This window comes from Kribbella sp. NPDC048837, from assembly GCF_055586945.1.
In genome coordinates this window covers 288,691-306,314 of sequence record NZ_JBVJHF010000009.1, presented here as the reverse complement: position 1 = coordinate 306,314, position 17,624 = coordinate 288,691, and the positions used below count along the sequence as shown (strand labels likewise).

At 69.9% G+C, this 17,624-nt stretch carries 16 protein-coding genes; 1 reads left to right on the top strand and 15 read right to left on the bottom strand.

The features are described 5' to 3' along the window. Positions 1–11: 11 nt before the first annotated feature. On the bottom strand, positions 12–389 hold the full coding sequence (locus ACZ6O0_RS36165) for a hypothetical protein (RefSeq protein ID WP_465769550.1): 378 nt from the start codon (positions 387–389) through the stop codon (positions 12–14). 234 nt (positions 390–623) lie between these two features. On the opposite strand from ACZ6O0_RS36165, the gene ACZ6O0_RS36160 reads away from it, so the two are divergent. After that, on the top strand, positions 624–2,084 hold the full coding sequence (locus ACZ6O0_RS36160) for an alpha/beta fold hydrolase (protein ID WP_465769549.1): 1,461 nt from the start codon (positions 624–626) through the stop codon (positions 2,082–2,084). 4 nt (positions 2,085–2,088) lie between these two features. On the opposite strand, the gene ACZ6O0_RS36155 is transcribed toward ACZ6O0_RS36160, so the two are convergent. The 14 genes from ACZ6O0_RS36155 to ACZ6O0_RS36090 form a co-directional block, all read right to left on the bottom strand. After that, positions 2,089–2,679 (bottom strand): hypothetical protein, encoded by a 591-nt coding sequence (locus ACZ6O0_RS36155; protein WP_465769548.1) that lies wholly within the window; start codon positions 2,677–2,679, stop codon positions 2,089–2,091. Further along, on the bottom strand, positions 2,679–3,713 hold the full coding sequence (locus ACZ6O0_RS36150; protein ID WP_465769547.1) for a PASTA domain-containing protein: 1,035 nt from the start codon (positions 3,711–3,713) through the stop codon (positions 2,679–2,681). The genes ACZ6O0_RS36155 and ACZ6O0_RS36150 overlap by 1 nt, the downstream gene beginning before the upstream one ends. Positions 3,714–3,817: 104 nt before the next feature. Then, positions 3,818–5,278 carry an NAD-dependent succinate-semialdehyde dehydrogenase gene (locus ACZ6O0_RS36145; protein WP_465769546.1) on the bottom strand — a complete coding sequence of 487 codons (1,461 nt, stop codon included), beginning with the start codon at positions 5,276–5,278 and terminating at the stop codon, positions 3,818–3,820. Then, the gene (locus ACZ6O0_RS36140) at positions 5,275–6,087 is read right to left on the bottom strand and encodes a 2-oxo acid dehydrogenase subunit E2 (protein ID WP_465769740.1); all 813 of its coding nucleotides are present in this window, start codon (positions 6,085–6,087) and stop codon (positions 5,275–5,277) included. The genes ACZ6O0_RS36145 and ACZ6O0_RS36140 overlap by 4 nt, the downstream gene beginning before the upstream one ends. Positions 6,088–6,092: 5 nt before the next feature. Next, positions 6,093–7,070 (bottom strand): alpha-ketoacid dehydrogenase subunit beta, encoded by a 978-nt coding sequence (locus tag ACZ6O0_RS36135; RefSeq protein WP_465769545.1) that lies wholly within the window; start codon positions 7,068–7,070, stop codon positions 6,093–6,095. Continuing rightward, entirely contained in the window at positions 7,058–8,122 is a 1,065-nt protein-coding gene (locus ACZ6O0_RS36130; RefSeq protein ID WP_465769544.1) for a thiamine pyrophosphate-dependent dehydrogenase E1 component subunit alpha, read from the bottom strand. Before ACZ6O0_RS36130 ends, ACZ6O0_RS36135 begins: the two co-directional genes overlap by 13 nt. Then, positions 8,119–9,495, bottom strand: a complete 1,377-nt coding sequence (locus tag ACZ6O0_RS36125; protein ID WP_465769543.1) for a M24 family metallopeptidase — start codon at positions 9,493–9,495, stop codon at positions 8,119–8,121. Before ACZ6O0_RS36125 ends, ACZ6O0_RS36130 begins: the two co-directional genes overlap by 4 nt. 1 nt (position 9,496) lies before the next feature. Continuing rightward, positions 9,497–10,390 carry an NAD(P)-dependent oxidoreductase gene (locus tag ACZ6O0_RS36120; protein ID WP_465769542.1) on the bottom strand — a complete coding sequence of 298 codons (894 nt, stop codon included), beginning with the start codon at positions 10,388–10,390 and terminating at the stop codon, positions 9,497–9,499. Continuing rightward, complete coding sequence (locus tag ACZ6O0_RS36115; protein WP_465769541.1) at positions 10,387–11,445, bottom strand: zinc-dependent alcohol dehydrogenase; 1,059 nt, start codon at positions 11,443–11,445, stop codon at positions 10,387–10,389. The genes ACZ6O0_RS36120 and ACZ6O0_RS36115 overlap by 4 nt, the downstream gene beginning before the upstream one ends. Then, positions 11,442–12,422, bottom strand: a complete 981-nt coding sequence (locus tag ACZ6O0_RS36110) for a zinc-dependent alcohol dehydrogenase (protein WP_465769540.1) — start codon at positions 12,420–12,422, stop codon at positions 11,442–11,444. The genes ACZ6O0_RS36115 and ACZ6O0_RS36110 overlap by 4 nt, the downstream gene beginning before the upstream one ends. Continuing rightward, positions 12,419–13,501: an SDR family oxidoreductase gene (locus ACZ6O0_RS36105; RefSeq protein ID WP_465769539.1), complete on the bottom strand. Its 1,083-nt coding sequence runs from the start codon at positions 13,499–13,501 to the stop codon at positions 12,419–12,421. Before ACZ6O0_RS36105 ends, ACZ6O0_RS36110 begins: the two co-directional genes overlap by 4 nt. Next, a complete protein-coding gene (locus tag ACZ6O0_RS36100; RefSeq protein ID WP_465769538.1) occupies positions 13,494–13,940 on the bottom strand; it encodes a VOC family protein in 447 nt (148 codons plus the stop codon). The genes ACZ6O0_RS36105 and ACZ6O0_RS36100 overlap by 8 nt, the downstream gene beginning before the upstream one ends. A 20-nt stretch (positions 13,941–13,960) precedes the next feature. After that, positions 13,961–15,025, bottom strand: coding sequence for an alcohol dehydrogenase catalytic domain-containing protein (locus tag ACZ6O0_RS36095; RefSeq protein ID WP_465769537.1), 1,065 nt, complete (start codon positions 15,023–15,025; stop codon positions 13,961–13,963). 43 nt (positions 15,026–15,068) lie between these two features. Continuing rightward, complete coding sequence (locus tag ACZ6O0_RS36090) at positions 15,069–17,612, bottom strand: ATP-binding cassette domain-containing protein (protein WP_465769536.1); 2,544 nt, start codon at positions 17,610–17,612, stop codon at positions 15,069–15,071. Positions 17,613–17,624: the final 12 nt, after the last annotated feature.

Here is a 17,624-nt window from a genome sequence, read left to right as displayed (position 1 = left end):
AACGGCATCATTCAGCGCCGGAGGTCATCCTCACCTGGGGCTGAGCGCAGCCCCAGGGAAACCGCGAGCCGGGACAGTCGCACAGTGATCCAGGCTCGTCGCCACATCCCCAGACCGACCAGGACGACGGCAGCGCCGAAGCCCACGTACGTCGCCGCGTCCGGACTGATTCCGAGCAATCCCTGAGCCGGCCACGCCAGTCCGATCCCGGTAATGAAGGCGACTCCAATACTGAACCCGACAACGTAGCGCGAACGAGTGCCCGGCTCGGGCCAGAGATAACACACGACAAGCACAAGAACCAGCAAGCTGGTACCAGTGTTGATGGGCTCCCAGGCGCCCTCCTCATTCAGTGCTTGAACCCCAACCGCGATCACTGCGATCAGCAACGCAGCAGGATCAACTCTCATGCCTTCCATAACTCCCCCTGACGTAGTGACTTCGCCATCCCCACGTCCTTCATCTCCGATCAACCACACCGCGTTACGCAATGGACGTCGAGACTAGGTTGCCTTGGGCAAGTATGGGTCAAGCGATCGCTGGAACGGTCTTCCCGGGGTCCTTGTCTTGACAGTGTTCGGCGGGGCGAGGAGGGTCGGGGGAAGTGCGATGGGGGTGTCGCGATGAAGATTCGCAGTCTGTTGATGGTGGCCGTGCTCGGGGTGGGTTCGACGGCGTTCGTATCGGCCGCGGAGTCCGAGAGCGCGGCGTCACCGCCGTACCGGATCGCCTTCTCGCCGTGTCCGGGGTCGACGGTGGTGGAGTGCGGCACGCTGCGGGTGCCCGCGGACTGGTCGGATCCGAAGGGCGCGAAGATCACCGTGGCCGTGGCTCGCCGTCCGGCCGATGACCCCGCACACAAGATCGGCACGCTGTTCTACAACCCGGGCGGCCCGGGAGACCCCGCGACGGACAACGTCATCGCGGCCGACACCTTCTTCTCCGCCACGCTGCGGGCTCGCTTCGACATCGTCGGGGTCGATCCGCGAGGCGTCGGCGGGAGTACGCCGATCACCTGCGGTGTGCCGGCGTTGACCCCCGAATACCAGTTCTTCCCCCGCACGCAGCAAGAGTTCGACGCAATGGTCGCCCACAACCGCGCGGTCGCGAAGAGCTGCCTGCAGCAGACCGGACCGCTGTTCGCACACGCGGACACCGTCAGCGTTGCCCGCGACCACGAGGCAGTGCGCATCGCCCTCGGCGCCTCGAAGGTGAACTGGCTGGGGCTGTCCTACGGCACGCAGCTCGGAGCGCAGTACGCCCAGCTGTATCCCAACCGCACCCGAGCCATGGTCCTGGACGCGGCCCTCGACCACAGCGGCCCGGAGGTGCAACTGACCGCCGACGGGATCAAGACCGTCGAGGAGGCGTTCGACCGGTTCGCCGAATGGTGTGACACCGCCCCCGATTGCGTGCTCCGGGGCCAGGATGTCGGCGCCCTCTACGACAACCTCGTCAAGAGCGCCGACGCGAACCCGATCCCGGTCGAGGGAGCCCTGCGCCCTGTCACCGGTGACGACATCCGGATGAACACTCCGAACTGGCTCGCCGCGAAGACCCCCAACGTTCTGGCGGGCGAGCTGTCGTGGCCCGTGTTCTCCGAAGTTCTCCGGCGAGCCGTCGCCGGGGACGCCCAGTACTTCGCCTTCCCACCACCCGGGGGCCCGAACGACTTCCTCTTCTCCCGGATCGCGAACCACTGCGGTGACTACGAGGCCGACATCCACACCTTCGCCGAGATGCAGCAGCGGATCGAGATGGGTCGGCAGCTGGCACCGCACCTCCAGGGTGGTTCGGAGTTCTGGCAGGGCGGACTATGCATCGGCTATCCCTTCAAGGTCGCCAACCCGCAGCGCAGCCTGAATGTGAAGGGCGTGCCCACCCTGATCGTCCATGCCACGCACGACCCGTCCGTCTCGTACCAGTGGGCCTTCGGCCTGGCCGCCCAGATCCGCGGCAGCAGCGTGCTGTCCCGCATCGGTGACGGGCACACGTCGTACTACACCTCGGACTGCGCCCGGAACGCGACGGACCAGTTCCTCCTCACCAAACAGTCGACCGCGGCGCCGGTCTGCACCACCTAGCGGCCTAAGCCGCGACGGCGTTCCTGATCAGGGGGCGGGGTGACTGCAGGCCGACGATCGTGTCCAGGTTGGTCGTACGCCGGGCCGCTGCCAGTCGTACGCCGTCGAGGCTCAGCGTCGCCCTCATCACGCACTCGCCGCCGCTCAGCGTCGCCAGCCTGCCGGCCCGGACGACCGCTTCCAGACCGTCCACCTCGACGGCGATCTCGAGGACGAACCTGAAGCAGTGGACCAGCGTGCCGTTCACCGCCAGGTCGACGTGCGGTGAGTACGTGGACTGGATGCTGTGCGACGGCAGCCGGACGATCTCCTCGCTCTCGTCGCCGGTGAGCGTACGGCGGGCAGCCTCGGCCAGCTTCGCGTCCTTCTGCCAGGCGGCGATCAGGACATCGCCGAGATCCAGGTCCAGCAGACCGTCCATCGCGGTGGCGACCTGGCGGTCGACCATGACGGACGCCGAGCCGGACAGCCGGCGGACCGACCGCAGCGCGGTCCGGGTGGAGTCGTGCTCGCTGATCGCCTGTCCCAGCGCCTCCGCACGCTGGGACCCGGCGCCGAACAGGAGCACGTTCGCGGTCAATCGAGCTTCGGTCATCAGTCAGTCCCCCTGAGAATGTGGATGCCTGCGTCGGCGTGCGTCTCGATCCGCACGACCGGTACGGGTGGCGGCGGTTCGGATTCCGTGATCGCCGCATCGACCGGTGGAGCCGGTGGCACGACGACCTTGAGCTTGTTGCGGACCCAGCGCTTGTCCAGCCAGCGCCGCAGGACGAGGTACGTGACGGCGCAGAACGCCAGTACGACGAGTGCCAGCAAACCCCCACGCAACCAGGGGAACGGCTCGGCCGAGCTGGCGTCAGCGGTCGGACCGCTGACCGGATCGGGAACCGGGGCCACCGGAGTGGCGACGACCGCCGGCTCGACGGTGATGCGTACGGCGTGGCCGATACCGACCATCGAACCGGTCGCCGGGGACTGCCCGACGATGACATCTCCGTCACCGGCCGTCACCCGCAGCACCAGCCCGACGGCGGCCGCCTTGGCCTCGGCGTCGGCGACCTTCATCCCGACCACCCTGGGAACGCGCACCAACTGCGGCGCAGCCGTCTCGGAAGGAGTGACGGAGGGCGAAACGACCTCTGACGGGCTGGTCGACGGCGACACGACCGTCGACGGGGTGACCGACGGCGGGGCGACCGGCGCCTCGGCGCGCCTCACCTCGAACACGTCGTCGTCCGTCAGCTTCGCGTTGGTCACACACCGGGACACGATCGAGTACTTCTGCGCCGTCGCCTCTTCAGGCACGGCGAACGTCACCTCGACCGATCCACTGGCGGAGACCACGGCCGACCCGACCGCCTCCTCGAAGCCCTCGAAGAAGATCTGGACCCGGCCGCCGCCGGCCTGCGAACCACTCGCGCCGACCGCCCGGCATTCGGCGTACCCCCGGAGAGTGGCGGTGACCTGCGTCCCCGGCGGGCCCTCGGACCGATCGAGCCGGAGCGTGTCCGCATCGTCACTCACCGCACGAGCCGTCCCGGTAGCGGTCAGCGCGAAGGCGAGCACCAGAGCACTCGCCAGGGCACCGACGCGCCAGCGGGCCCCCGCGGCCGCACGCGCACCGTCCATGTCCGTACCTTCTTCAAGCCCGCAACCGTTCTGCGGAACGGTTCCACCCGAGGTGCGGACTCACTGGTACGGAGCGACGGCCCGCCCGCTTGATACGCCTGAATTCATCCGGGCAGGCCGACGTACTTCGTTGCGAGGAACTCGTTGATTCCTTCCGGGCCTCCCTCGCGCCCGAAGCCGGAGTGCTTGACCCCGCCGAACGGGGCCGCGGCGTTCGAGATCACGCCCCGGTTCAGGCCGACCATGCCGGTGTCCAGTTCCTCGGCCAGGCGGAGGGCGGTGGTGAGGTCGCGGGTGTAGGCGTAGGCGACCAGTCCGTACTCCGTGTCGTTGGCGAGGCGGATCGCCTCGTCGGTGGTGGCGAAGCGGGTGATGGGTGCCACGGGGCCGAAGATCTCCTCGCGCAGGCACGCCGCGTCCGGTGCCACGCCGGTGAGCACGGTCGGTCGGTAGAACCAGCCGGGTGGGCTGGTCGGTCCGCCGCCGGTGAGGACCTTCGCACCGCCGTCGACGGCGTCCTGGACGAGTTCGCTGACCTTGTCCCGGGCGGGTTCGTCGATGAGCGGCCCGACCTGGACGCCCGGCTCGGTGCCGCGCCCGACCCGGAGCGACCCCATCCGGTCGGCGAGCCGGCCGGCGAAGTCATCGGCGACGGACTCGTGGACGAGGAACCGGTTGGCGGCCGTACACGCCTCGCCCATGTTGCGCATCTTCGCCACCATCGCTCCCTCGACCGCGGCGTCGAGGTCGGCGTCGGCGAGCACCAGGAACGGCGCGTTGCCGCCGAGCTCCATCGAGACGCGCAGCAGTTGGGTGGCCGACTGCTCGACGAGCCGGCGGCCGACGGCGGTGGATCCGGTGAACGTGAGCTTGCGGAGCCGGGGATCGCGGATGAGCGGTTCCATCACCTCGCCGCTGCGGGACGCGGTGACCACGTTCAGTACGCCGTCCGGGAGCCCCGCCTCCCGCATCAACGCGGCGAACGCGTACATCGACAACGGAGTCTGCGCGGCCGGTTTGACGACCATCGTGCAGCCGGCGGCGACCGCGGGACCGACCTTGCGCGTGCCCATGGCCAGCGGGAAGTTCCACGGTGTGATCATCAGGCTCGGCCCGACCGGCTCCTTCATGGTCAGAAGCCGGCTGTTCCCATCCGGTGCCACCGACCAGCGGCCGGCGATACGGACGGCCTCCTCGCTGTACCAGCGCAGGAACTCGGCGGCGTACGCGACCTCAGCCCGGGCGTCGGCCAGCGGTTTGCCCATCTCCAGCGTCATCAACAGGGCAAGGGAATCCGCCCGGGCCGTCATCAACTCGAAGGCCCGCCGCAGGATCTCGCCGCGCTCCCGCGGAGCGGTCCGCGCCCAGTCGGCCCGAGCTGCGACCGCCGCATCGAGCGCGGCCAACGCATCGGAGGCGTCCGCATCCGCGACTTCCGCGAGTACGTCGCCGGTCGCCGGATCGTGGACCTCCAGCGTGCCGCGTGAACCGGGTACGACGTCACCGCCGATCCACAGCCCGGTCGGTACGGCGGAGACCACGGTCCGTTCGTGCGTGCTGGTCATGCAACCTCCTGGATGCCGGGGTTCTCGAGCCGGGCCTTGACCGACGTGAGGTAGCGCGCGGCATCGGCGCCATCAACCAGCCGGTGGTCGTAGGTGAGGGACAGGTAGGCCATCGACCGGATCCCGATCAGCTCGTCGCCGTTCCCGTTGGACAGCACGACGGGACGGCGTACGACGGCGCCGAGGCCGAGGATGGCCGATTGCGGCGCGTTGAGGATCGGGGTGTCGAACAGCGCGCCACGGCTGCCGGTGTTGGTGATCGTGAACGACCCACCGGCGAAGTCGTCGGGCGTCGCCGTACCGTTCCGGGCGCGGGCCGCGAGGTCGGCGATCCGGCGGGCGAGCGCGCCGACGGTCAGGTCGCCGGCGTCCCGGATCACCGGAACCACCAGCCCCTCGTCGGTGTCCACCGCGATCCCGAGCCCGACGGAGGCCGGATAGGTGATCGTTCCAGCGGCGAGGTCCAACTCGGCGTTGATCACCGGATGCTCGCCGAGCATTCGTACGGCGGCCTCGGCGACGAACGGCAGCACGGACAACGCACCGCGGACCGCGACCACGTGAGTGAGGTCGACCTCCACGACCGTGGTGAGCTGCGCCGACTCCTGCAACGACCGATGCATCCGCTCGGCGATCACCCTGCGCCGCCGCGACAGCCGCTCGACCCTCCCCGGCGTCGTGGCGAAAGTCGAGGCCTGCTCCCCGGCGAGGGTTGTAGCCGCAGCCTGCTCCCCGGCGAGCGGTGTGGCCGCGGCGTGCTCGCGCGCGAGGCGGCGGGCCCGGGGGCTGACGCGATGCCGGGGTGCCATCACGCTCACGTCTGCATCGCCTTCTCGATCTCGGTGGCGATCCGGTCGACCGACGGGATGACGAGGTCCTCCAGCGAGTCGGCCGACGGCAGCGGCACGTGCGGGCTGGTGATCCGGACGACCGGCCCGTCGAGATCCCAGAAGCCCTCGTCGCTGACGATCGACGCGATCTCGGCACCCCAGCCGAGCGCGCGCGGGTTCTCCTCGACGGTGAACAACCGCCCGGTCCGCCCGACCGACTCCAGGATCGTCCGGGCGTCGAGCGGGATCAGCGACCGGACGTCGATGACCTCGCAGCTGATCCCGCGTTCCGCGAGTCGGTCCGCGGCCTCGAGCGCCCTGGGCACCATCAGCCCGAGCGCGGCGATGGTCGCGTCGGTCCCGGCCCGCCGTACCTTGGCCGCGCCGAGGACGTCCTCGATGATCCCGTCGGGCACCTCGCCCTTGCTGGCGTAGAGACCCTTGTGCTCGAAGAACAGCACCGGATCGTCACTGCGTACGGCGGCCGCCATCAGCCCGACCACGTCCTCCGGGCACGACGGGGTGACCACCTTGATCCCGGGCACCGCCATCGCCCAGTTCTCGATCGACTGCGAGTGCTGCGCGCCGAACCGGAGCGCTCCCCCGTTGCCGCTCTTCACCACCAACGGGATGGTGACCTGCCCGTTGGTCATGTAGCGGGTCTTCGCCATCTGGTTCACCACCAGGTCCCAGCAGACCGCGAAGAAGTCGGAGAACATGATCTCCGCGATCGGGCGCAGCCCGGTCATCGCGGCACCCATCGCCGCGCCGAGGATGGCCTGCTCGGAGATCGGGGTGTCGATCACCCGGCGCGGGCCGAACTGGTCGAGCAGCCCGGCGGTGGTCTTGAAGACGCCGCCGGAGCCGGCCACGTCCTCGCCGACGAGGACCACGCGCTCGTCGCGCCGCATCTCCTGGGCGATGCCGCGGGCGACCGCCTCCCGATAGGTCAGTTGCGCCACGAGTGTCCTCCGTCTGCCCATACGTCGGTGTATGCCGATGCCGGGTCCGGCACCGGCCCGTTCTTGGCCGCCTCGGTCGCCGCGTTCACGGCCTCGCCGACCTGCCGGTCGATCTCGTCCAGCTCCGCGGCGGCGAACCCGAGCCGGCCGAGGCGGCCGCGGTAGACCTTGAGCGGGTCGTGATCCAGCCACGCCTCGAGTTCCCCGGACGGCTTGTACTTGCCCGGATCGGCCCGCGAATGACCGCCGTGCCGGTAGGTCAGCGCCTCGACGAGCACCGGCCCCTGCCCGGAGCGGGCGTGCGCGAACGCCTCGCCGGCCACGAGGTAGCACGCGTCCGCGTCATTGCCGTCGACAACGATCGGCTCGAGCCCGTACGCGCCGGCCCGGTCCGCCGCCGGACGCCGTACGGCGGTGATGTCGGAGATCGCCGTGTACTCCATGTACTGGTTGTTCTCGCACACGAAGACGACCGGCAGCTTGAAGACCGCCGCGTAGTTCAGCGCCTCGTGGAACGCACCGATGTTGGTGGTGCCGTCACCGAAGAAGCAGACCGCGACCTGGCCGCTGTCCCGGTACTGCGCGGACCACGCGGCGCCGTTCGCGATGGTCAGGTGCGCACCGATGATCGCGTACGAACCCATCACCCCGTGCTCGACGCTGGTGAGGTGCATCGATCCACCCTTGCCGCCGAGCAGTCCGTTGGAGCGGCCGAGGAGTTCGGCGAGGACGCCTTCCATCGGGACGCCGCGGGCGAGCGTGTGCGCGTGGCCGCGGTACGTCGCGAACGTGTAGTCGTCGGCGCGCATCGCCGTACCGAATCCGGTCGCGACCGCCTCCATCCCGAGGGACAGGTGGGTGGTGCCCTTGACCAGGTTCTGCATGAACAGGTCGTACGCACGCTTCTCGAACTGGCGCATCTCCTGCAGCCGCCGGTACATCAGCAGCCGGGTGTCCCGGTCGATCGCGGCGTCGTCGTACCCGGTGTGGGTGCCGGCCGGCAGCACGATGTCGTGCTCGCCGTACGCGTGCCGTTCGAGTGGCAGCGTCATACCAGTTCTCCGTTGAAGACGGCCGTGTTCAGGTGCGACTGCGACTCACGGCGGGTCGGCAGCATCCCGCCGGTGGTGTAGTACCGCTTGCCGGCGACCAGCAGGTCCTCGGCGGGGAACTTCGTGATCACCTCGCAGCCGTCGGCGGTGACGACGAGCTCCTCCTCGATCCGGGCCGCGGACCAGCCGTCCTTGGCCGGCCAGTAGGTCTCGAGGGCGAAGACCATGCCCTCCTCGAGGACCTCGGGGTGGTCGAGGGAGACGAGCCGGCTGAAGATCGGCTTCTCCCAGATCGACAGCCCGACGCCGTGCCCGTACTGCAGCGCGAACGCGGCCTCCTCGTCGGCGAAGCCGAACTCCTGCGCGGTCGGCCAGACCGAGACGATGTCGGCGGTGGTCGAACCGGGCTTCACCAAGGCGATCGCCTGGTCCATGTACTCGCGGCAGATCTTGTAGGCGTCGTGCTGAGCCGGGGACGCGCTGCCGACCGCGAAGGTCCGGTAGTAGCACGTCCGGTAGCCCAGGTAACTGTGCAGGATGTCGAAGAACGCCGGGTCGCCCGGCCGGATGATCCGGTCGGAGTACACGTGCGGGTGCGGCGCGCACCGCTCGCCGCTGATCGCGTTCACGCCCTCGACGAACTCCGACCCCATGTCGTAGAGCGCCTTGCTGACCAGGCCGACCGTCTCGTTCTCCCGGACCCCGGGCCGGAGGAACTCGTAGAGCTGGTCGTACGCGGCGTCGACCATCGAAGCGGCCTGGGCGAGCAGCCCGATCTCGTCCGGCGTCTTGATCCGCCGGGCCTCGAGGAAGACCTGCTGGCCGTCGACGACCTGGATGCCGGCCTGCTGCAGCGCCGCGAGGATGGGCAGCTCGATCACGTCGACGCCGAGCGGTTCACCGAGCAACCCGTGCTGCTCGAGCTCGACCTTGATCTTGCGGGCGACCTCCTCGGCGATACCGGCACCAGGGTGGAAGGCGCCGCGCAGCGTGGAGATCCCCGCGCGGGCTCCGCCCTGCGGCCTGGTCGCCCCGTGATGCGGTCCGTGGACCGCGTCGGCCGACTCAGGCCCGGCGTGGTCGAGCCAGGGGTTGTAGAGCTGGTGGTGCTTCGCCGCCGACCCGAAGTCCCAGATGACCGGCTCGGCGTCCCGCACGAGGAGCGCGAACCGGATCAGCTTGTCGTTCGCCCAGGTACCGATGTGGGTCGCGGTCATGTAGCGGATATTGGGGAAGTCGAACGCGAGGATCGCGCCGAGCGAGGAGCGGTTCAGCTCGTCCTGGAGCTTGGCCAGCCGCTCGGTGCGCAGCCGGTCGAGGTCGATCCGCTGCTCCCAGTCGACGCCGTTCGTTCCATAGGTGTGGATACCCACGTCAGTTCCTTTCTGTTCGGCCGGGCGGATCGGCCGTGGCCGCGAACCAGGCCGTCAGCGCGGCCATGTCCCGGTCACCGAGTCCGTCGTCCAGCGCATGCCGGTGCAGTTCCAGGGCCCGCCGTACGACGGACTCCCGCAGGCCGGCGTCATCGGCGGCGCGGGCTGCGAGTCCGAGGTCCTTGGTGGCGGTGCGGAGGTCGAAGGCGACCGCCGTCCCCTCGGGGTCGCTGAAGGCTGGTCTCTTGTAGTCGAGGAAGCGATTCCAGAGCACGCCGGCCGCGAGGACGTCGAAGAGCGCGGCGGTCGGGACTCCGGCGGCGCGAGCGGTGACAAGGCACTCGGCCAGGGCTGTGCTGAACGTGTGCAGCAGTGCGTTGATCGACACCTTGGCGGCAGCGCCGGCACCGGTCGGTCCGACGTGCACGACCGTGCCGAGGGCATCGAGCACCGGGCGGACCCGCTCGATCGTGGCAGCGTCCCCGCCGGCCATCAGTCCGAGCTTGCCTTCGCGGGCGACGACCGTACTGCCGCTGACCGGGCAGTCGACGAAGCCGACGCCCGCGGCCGCGCACAGCTCAGCGGCCTCTCGGGCAGCACGCACGCCGGTGGTCGAGCAGTCCACCACCATCAGGCCCGCGTGGGCACCGGGCAGCAGGTCCGCCAGCGTCCGGAGTACGGCGTCGCCGTCGGTGAGCATGGTGATCACGACGTCCGCGTCCTTGACGGCGAGCGCGGGAGTGTCGGCCACCTCGGCGCCGGTCTGCTCGGCGACTGCCAGGGCGCGCGCCGCGGTCCGGTTCCAGACGGTCACCGCGAATCCCTGCCGGGTCAGGGCAGCGACCATCTCGGCGCCCATCCGGCCGATGCCGCAGAATCCGATCCGCAGTGTCATGACATCCCCTGCGGATCGACAACGAACTTGCCTCGGGCAACGCCGGCGACCATCGGTGTGAAGGCCTCCTCGAGCACCCGGTCCAGAGGTACGACGCGTTCGACCAGCAACGACGCCAGGTCACGCTCGGCCAGCAACGCCAGCGCGGCCGGCAGATTCCGGTCGCACACATGGGCCACGGTGGTCATCACGTCGATCTCACGGAGGATGAGATCGGTGGCGACGAACGAGACCTGGCCCTTGGGCAGGCCGACCAGCAGAACCGTCCCGCCGCGCCGGGTGAGCCGCTGCACGCGCGTCAGCCCGTCGGGGACGCCGCTGGCCTCCACGGTGACGTCGGCCAACGCGGAACCGGTCAGCTCGCGGACGACGTCGAGCGGGTCCGTCGACGACGAGTCGACCGTCACCTCGGCGCCGAGCTTCGCGGCGGTCCCGAGCCTGCCCGCATCGATGTCCACGGCAACGATCACTCCGGCACCGGCAGCCTTCAGACCGGCGATGACGAAGGATCCGATCGCGCCGGCGCCGTGCACGACCACCACGTCGCCGGGGCGGACCCGGCTGCGATCGACGGCATGCAGCCCGACCGCCAGCGGCTGGGCGAGCGCGGCGTTGTCGTCGGCAACATGTGGCGCGATCGGGTGCAGCATCGTCTCGGGGACGGTGACCCGCTCGGTGAGTCCACCGTCGGCGGACAGGCCGTACGTCCAGTAGGACTGACAGAGGTTGGTCTGGCCGCGCTCGCACCACGAGCACTGCCCGCACCAGACACCGGCTCCCGCCGCGACCCGGTCCCCGACGGCGAAGCGCTCGCCCGCACTCTCGACAACCCCGATGAACTCGTGCCCGAGCACCACCGGCCCGAACACCCCGGAGTTGGGATGCCTGGTCTTCAGCGGAGTCATCATCGGGCCGGCCGTGTACTCACTGACATCGGTGCCGCACAGCCCGACCCGGGTGACGCGCAGCCGCACCTCACCCCGGCCGGGGGCCGGTGGTTCGGGACGTTCCTCGATGCGGACGTCCCCGGCGGCGTGCAGGACCACGGCTCTCACGCGGCACCGCCGTTCTCGATGTGCACCTTGACGTTGTCCGCGGTCCGGCGGGCCGCGGCGTACGCCTCGGGTGCGCGGTCGAGCGGATAGCTGCTGGTGATCATCGGAGTGAGGTCGAGACCCGTCCGGGCCAGGAAGCGCAGGGTCTCCGGCCAGACGCCGGGCGACCCGATCGTGCCCCGGATCTGCAACTGCTTGGACTGGATCAGCCCGAGCTTCGCTGTGGCGCTGCGACCGACGTCGATACCGATGTTGACCAGCCGGCCGTTGAATCCGGCGACCTCCAGGGTCGCGGCCATCGCGGCCGGCTGGCCGGACGCCTCCATGACGACATCGGCGCCCCGGCCCGCGGTCAGCTCCTGCACCTGATCGACGAAGTCGTCCGACGTCGGGTCGAGCACCTCCTCAGCGCCGAGCCGGCGAGCCAGGTCGCCGCGGGTCTTGTCGGGCTCGGCCGCGACAACCCGGGCGCCCAGGGTGGCGGCGACCGCCACGCAGCTCAGCCCGATCGGGCCCGCGCCGAAGACCAGGACGGTGTCGCTCGCGTTGACGTTGCCCGCCCGCATCGCCGCGAAGTACGCGCAACTGAAGGGCTCCACGAGCGCCGCCTGGCTGTCGGTCAGCTCGTCCGGCACCTTGTGCAACCACTCCGGACGGACGACGAAGTACTCGGCGGCGGCCCCGGAGATCGAGAAGCCGAAGTGCTCCTGGCCGATCACGCACTCGCCCAGCACCCGGTCGCCCGGCTTGAACCCGGTCACCTCCCAGCCGATGTCCGCGACCACTCCGGACCACTCGTGCCCGGGGACGATCGGGTACCCGAACGGGATGATGTAGCGCCCCTCGAGCAGCTCGAAGTCGGAGTGGCAGATCCCCACCGACCGCAGCGCGACCAGGATCTCGCCGGCGCCGATGGACGGTACGTCGACCTCGGCCAGCGCCAGCGTGCCGACGCCCTGGAACTGGACTGCCTTCATGCCTGGCCCACCTCCGCCGGAATGACGCGTTCGGCCCGCAGCCGGTCGAACAGGTCGAGGAACGACCGGCCGCTGTCCTGGGTCCGGGTGAAGCCCGCTTCCCGGCTCTTGCTCATCGCGGCATGGGTCTCGACCGTCCGGCCGAGATCGCTGTCGGTGTGCCACCAGGACACGAGACGGTCGATGTCGGGCTCGACGAGTCCGTCCCGGTCGGCGATCCGTCGCCAGGTCGCCGCGGCGTCCCCCATCCGGTCGTCGAGTGGCGTCGGGTGTCCCGGGTACGGCGCCGGTTCGACACCGAGACCGGCTGCGACGATCTCCCACATCTGCCGCCAGTGGAAGGTGTCGCCGTTGGTGACGTTGAACGCCTCGTTGGCCGCCGCGGGGGTGGTCGCGGCCCACACCAGGTGTTCGGCCAGCAGCCGGGCATCGGTGATGTCCGTGGTGCCGTCGTACTGCTCGGGTGACCCCGGGAACGCGAACGGGATCCCGGTCTCGCGGGCGAGCGTGCCGTAGACGGCCAGGGTCACGCCCATGTTCATCGCGTTGCCGAGGGTGTAGCCGATGACGGTGTGCGGGCGGTGCACGGTCCAGCTGAAGCCGAACCGCTCGGCCGCCTCCCAGAGGATGTCTTCCTGGGTGTAGTAGAAGTTCTCGTGCGCCAGCCGCGGCTGGCTCTCGTGGAACGGCGGCTTGGCCGGGTTCTGAGCATAGGCCTCGAACGGGCCGAGGTAGTGCTTGAGCCCGGTCACCAGGCAGACGTGCTCGAGCGTGCCGGTCCGGCCGGCGGTCTCGAGGACGTTGCGCAGCATCGCCCCGTTGACCTCGATGTTGCGAGCCTCGGTCTCCTGTCGCGACCACGTGCAGTAGAAGAGATGCGTGGCCCGCACCTCGTGGGCTACCGCAGCGATCGAGACCGGGTCGGAGATGTCCGCGCTGACGTTGCGCACTCCGTCGGTGTCCATGCCCTGCTTGCGGGACACCCCGGTGACGTCCCAGCCGGACCGGGCCAGCTGCTCCGCGGCGTTGCGGCCGGTGAGCCCGGTGGCACCGACGACCAGCGCCCGGCGCTCACTCATGGTTGCCCTGGAACAGCTCGAGCGTCACGCCGTTGGGGTCCTTGAAGTAGACGAAGGCACAACCCTCGAGCGGCCCGTCGTCGATGTGCAGCGGCGGCGCCAGGAATTCCACGCCCTTGGCCCGCAGGTCGTCGTACGCCGCCTGCAGATCGGGCACGTCGATGCAGACATGGGCGCTGCCCACGTCGGCGTTGGAGCGGTCGAAGGTGTCCTCCCGCTCGTTGTCGTAGTGCAGCAGCTCGACCACGCAGCTGCCGAAGCGCAGGAACGCGAACCGCAGCTTCGCGTCCGGTACGCCGACCGCCGCGGACAGCTCCGGACCGGAGCCGTGGGCAACGAACTCGGGTTGCAGCCCGAACATCCGCTCGTACCAGGCCAGGGAGGCCTCGAGGTCGCGGACCGTGATGCCGACGTGGTGCATGTCGCCGAACGAACTCATCGTCGTCTCCTTCGTCAAGGTCAGGAAGCCGAGCGGACCAGGACCTTGAGCTGGTCGCCCTGCGGATCGATCAACGGGTCGAAGCCCTTGGTCACGACGTCGGCCAGCCCGATCTCGGCGGTGACCACCCGGCCGACCGGGTAGGTGCCGGAGGCAACCATGCGGATGATCCGCGGCCAGTCGGTCATCCACCAGCACCAGCTGCCGTACAGGGTGAGGTCCTTGGCCGACAGGGCCATCGCGTCGAGGGTGGCGGGCTTGGTGTGCAACCCGGTCTGGACGATCGCCGCGCGTTTGCGGGTCTGCTCCACACACGAGGTCAGGCCGGGAGTGCTGCCGGAGCACTCGATCGCGAGATCGACGCCGTCGCCGTCGGTGAGCTGCCCGACCACCTCGTCGAGCTCCCCGGTGGCCGGATCCACCACCGGGCCGATGTCGAGCGAGGCGGCCAGCGCGTAGCGGTTCTTGTTCGGCTCGGAGATGATCACGGTCGAGGCCCCGACCGCACTGGCGTACAGGGCGGACAGGATGCCGATCGGTCCCGCGCCGGTGACCAGGACGATGTCGCCGCCGGTCACCCCGGCGCGCTCGACGCCGTACGCCGCGACCGCCGCGGGCTCGACGACCGCTCCCTCGAGATCGGAGACCTCGTCGGGGAGCTTGGCGACCTGGTACTCCTTCACCACGGCGTACTCGGCGAGGCCACCGGTCTCCGCGCTGAGGCCGGTGCAGGCGAACTGCACGCACAGGTGGCCCTGACCGCGCCGGCAGTAGCGGCACCGACCGCAGACGATCGCCGGCATGATCGAGACCCGGTCCCCGACGCTCACCCCGCGGACCGCGGCACCCACCGCGGCCACCCGGGCGGAGAACTCGTGCCCGAGGGTCTGCGGCAGAGTCACGCCGGTCAGCGGGTGCGGAGTCGTCGGGGTGACGATCGGTCCGACGGCGTACTCGTGCAGGTCCGTCCCGCAGATACCGCAGTACAGGACCTCGACCAGTACGTCGTCGGGCTCCCGCACCTCGGGCTGGGCGACATCCTCCACCCGGATGTCCTGTTTCCCGTAGTAACGCGCTGCTCGCACGGCAGTGTCCTTTCGTAGTCGACGAGGAAGTTCCCCCGTGCGGTCAGTGTGCGACGCCCTCGGCCTTGCGGCCGCTACCCCGGACCTGGCTGTAGACAAGGGCCGCGATCACGATCAGGGCGCCCTGGAAGAGGTACTGCCAGGTCTGGGTGAGGCCGAGGAACGTGGTCGCGTTGAGGAGTTGCACGATCAGGCCGGCGCCCAGCAGCGTGCCGACGAAGGTGCCACGACCGCCGAGCAGGCTGGTTCCGCCGAGCACGACGGCGGTGATGCTGGTGAGCGTGTAGCCGACGCCCTGGGCCGGATCGCCGATCCCGAGCTGGGCGAGCAGGACGAGGGCCCCCAGGAAGGTGAAGAGCGACACGACGACGTACCCGGTGACGACCGTCCGGGTGGTCCGTACGCCGAGCCGCCGGGCGGACTCCTCGTCCGAGCCCACCGCCCGGATGTTCAGGCCCCAGCGGCGGGTGCGGAGCAGGAACTCCATCGCGAAGGTGACGAGGACCAGGACGACGAAGGCCAGCGGGACCGGGCCGATCGTCGTCGTGATCAGGTCGGTCGCCGTCCGGCTGATCAGACCGCCGGGCTTGTCCCGCAACAGGAAACTGAAGCCCTGCAGGGCGATGTACGTCGCCAGTGTCGCGGCGACCGGGGTGAACCTGCCGAATCTGATCAGCGAACCGTTGACCACACCCGCGAGTGCGGCCAGCGCGGCCATCAGGGCCAGTCCGAGGACCACCGCCGTACCGGAATGCCCCTCGGTGAGGAAGAAGGAGCCGACCACGACGAGGAATCCCGCGAGTGGGCCGACGGACAAGTCGATGCCCGCGGTCATCAGGGCGACCGTCTGGCCGAGCGCGATGAACCCGAGCGCGCTGACCAGCAACATGACCGAGGTGACGTTGAACGGCAGCAGGTAGCGATCGTTGCGGGAGTAGATGTACGCGCCGAGGCAGAGCATCACCGCGGCCAGGATCAGGACGGGGGCGTAGTCGCCCTCGAGCTTGCGGCGCCAGCGTGGACTGAGTCTGCGGCCGGCCCGTTCGCTCTCGGTGCGAGTGTGGGTGGTCGACTCGACCGCGGCACGGATCATCCGCTCCTCGGTCACCTCGGCGCCGGCCAGCGACGCCACGACGTGACCGCGAGAGACCACGATGACCCGGTCGCAGAGTCCTTCGAGCTCCTTGGCGTCCGACGACGCGACGACGACCGGGACCCCGCTGCTGGAGACCTCCCGCAGGATGCGGTAGATCTCGGCGCGGGCGCCGACGTCCACGCCCTGGGTCGGCTCGTCGGCGAGCAGGATCGCCGGCTTCGACAGCAGCGACCGGGCCAGCACGACCTTCTGCTGGTTGCCGCCCGAGAGACTGGTCACCGGAGACTCCAGACTCGCGGTCTTCACCGCCAGTCCGGCCACCTCGGCACCGACCAGCTCGACCTCGCGCCGGCGGTTGACGAACCGGCCGGGTCCGAGCCGGTCGAGGGCGCTCAGCGCGGTGTTCTCGCGCACCGACAGCGACATCATCAGTCCCTCGTGATGCCGGTCGGCCGGCAGGTACGCCGAGGAGCGCAGCAGCTGCCGGTGGCTGAGCCGCGCTCCGTCGATGATCACCTCGCCACCGTGTGCGTCGAGACCGGCGAGGGCCCGGAGCAGGTCGCTCTGGCCGTTGCCGACGACACCGGCGACACCGATGATCTCGCCGCGCCGCGCGGTGAACGAGACGCCGGAGAACCGGTCGCCCGACAACCCTTCGACGGTCAGCACCGGCTCCTCGTCGTCGGCACCGAGCTGCTTGGCGGGGAAGGTGTACTCCAGTTGCCGGCCGACGATCATGGCCAGCAACTCCTCGTCGGTGACCTCGCCGACCACGGCGGTCCCGCGGTGATGACCGTCGCGGAGAACGGTCACCCGGTCGGCGAGCTCACGGACCTCGGCGAGGCGGTGCGTGATGTAGACGACGGCGGTGTCCTCCGCGGCGGCCGAGCGGATCAGGTCGAACAGCAGCCCGACCGATTCCTGGCCGAGTGGTGCCGTCGGCTCGTCGAGGATGAGCAACCGCGGCTTCATCGCCATCGCCTTCGCCAGCTCGAGCAGATGCTTCTGCGCGATGCTCAGATGACCGACGCGATCCTCCAGGTGCGCGGTGCACCCGACCCGTTCCAGCAGTGCTCGCATCGCGGCGCGCCGGTCGGAGCCGTCGAGGAAGCGCGCGGGCACCGCGACCGCGATGTTCTCCGCGACGGTGAGGTCGGGCAGGACCGCGGGGTGCTGGTGCACGATCGCGATCCCCAGCTCGGTCGCCCGGCCGGGCGTGAGCTCGTCGACGACCTCGCCGAGGACCGCGATGGTGCCCCGGTCGGGTGCGACGGTGCCGGCGGCGACGCCCATCAGGGTGGACTTGCCGGCACCGTTCTCACCGAGCAGTGCGTGAACCTCGCCGGGGCGGACCTCGAGCGACACCTCGGTCAGCGCGGCGACCGCGGCGTACGACTTGGAGATGCCGCGCAGCGCCAGGGTGGGCTGCGTCGTCTTGTCGCCGGCGCCCGTCGTCCGGGCAGCTCCTGTCTCCTGCGTCAAGTTGATCACCACAGCGTCCTT